General features: G+C 57.4%; 1 protein-coding gene. It reads right to left on the reverse strand.

Features of this window, described 5'->3' with window-relative positions; genetic code table 11:
- Positions 1–666: DUF6036 family nucleotidyltransferase (locus J7367_RS20740; RefSeq protein WP_209028994.1), on the reverse strand; the 666-nt coding region annotated here is incomplete at its 3' end.
- Positions 667–1,170: the final 504 nt, after the last annotated feature.

Genomic DNA, 1,170 nt, shown 5'->3' on the forward strand with positions numbered 1-1,170 from the left:
TTCGAGGATGGTTTTTTGCTCGACATCAGCCCAGTTCACGCCATCAGCGCCATGCGCCTTCATGGCCTCGGTGGCGTGCTGCCAAAAGGTGAGAGCTGCTCCCGCACGCTTTTCGAGAAGAGGCAGTTCGGTCAATCGCTGCGCGGCCACCCGTTCGCTTTCGACCCCGCGAGCCAAGGCGACGGCATCTCGCAGGTTCAGTTTCAGCATCGCCTGACCACCGATATAGCCCGCCAAGGCGCTTGTTGCGCGATGTTCGATCTCGTCCGCGCTGGTCAAGCCAAGCCGTACCAATGCGGCAATGTCATCCTTGTCGTTGTCAGCAAAGCGGGCGATTTTGCTCACCGCAAGATCGACGGGTGAAAGGACATGAACACGAATCTGATCCATGCCGAGGTCTACCGGGATGGAGTCGTCCAGGTAGTCCTCGTGCATCAGCGCAAAAGTCGAGTTGTAGTTGGTGTCGAGGTAGACGACTTGCTGAGTGCCGTCCTCCAGAGTCACCTCAACCATCAGGTCGTTCGGAAGGTAAACACGGCCTCCGAACTCCGCATCCACATCGGTCGTGACGCGACTGGCTGTGTAGAGATGGACAGCCATCCCTCCAGCCAAGTAGACGTTCACCGGGCTGCGCAGCGAAAGCCGTTCCTCAAGTTGCTTGAACAACTCTCGCAGACCTTCCGCCAGAGCCGTGCGAGTATGGAATGCTTGACTCGTCGCCATAGATTCAATGCCCGTAAAGTCGGTGACTCAGCATGTCACGCAGGCGAGGAAGGCTCAGAACCCAGCCCTTCCTGACAACATCAGCCGGAGCAAGTCGTTCGTTCGGGTGCGAGTCGAAGTACCGCTCGCTCGCTTGCATCAAGCACATCGACTCGCTCGGAAATCGCGACTGAACGACCATCGCAGCCAAGCGGAATACATTGGCCTCGCGTTGATCCTGCGCGGACTGCGCAACCTCCCGTGCGACAGCGGAGCACCGGGCAAGCAGCGCTGATTCAGCATCTCTGGCAGTCATGGCACCAACCTCCGTCACAACAAGAAATTACGATTTTCGATGTCATAACTCTACAGCGAAACGGCGATTGCGGCAACACTATTTTGCGACTTTCAGTTGATGTGACGTGTCCCGATCCACTTTGGGCGCCCACACGCTTTTACGAATAGCCC

This window comes from Xanthomonas sp. D-36-1, assembly GCF_017746155.1.
Classification (GTDB): Bacteria; Pseudomonadota; Gammaproteobacteria; order Xanthomonadales; family Xanthomonadaceae; genus Xanthomonas; species Xanthomonas cissicola.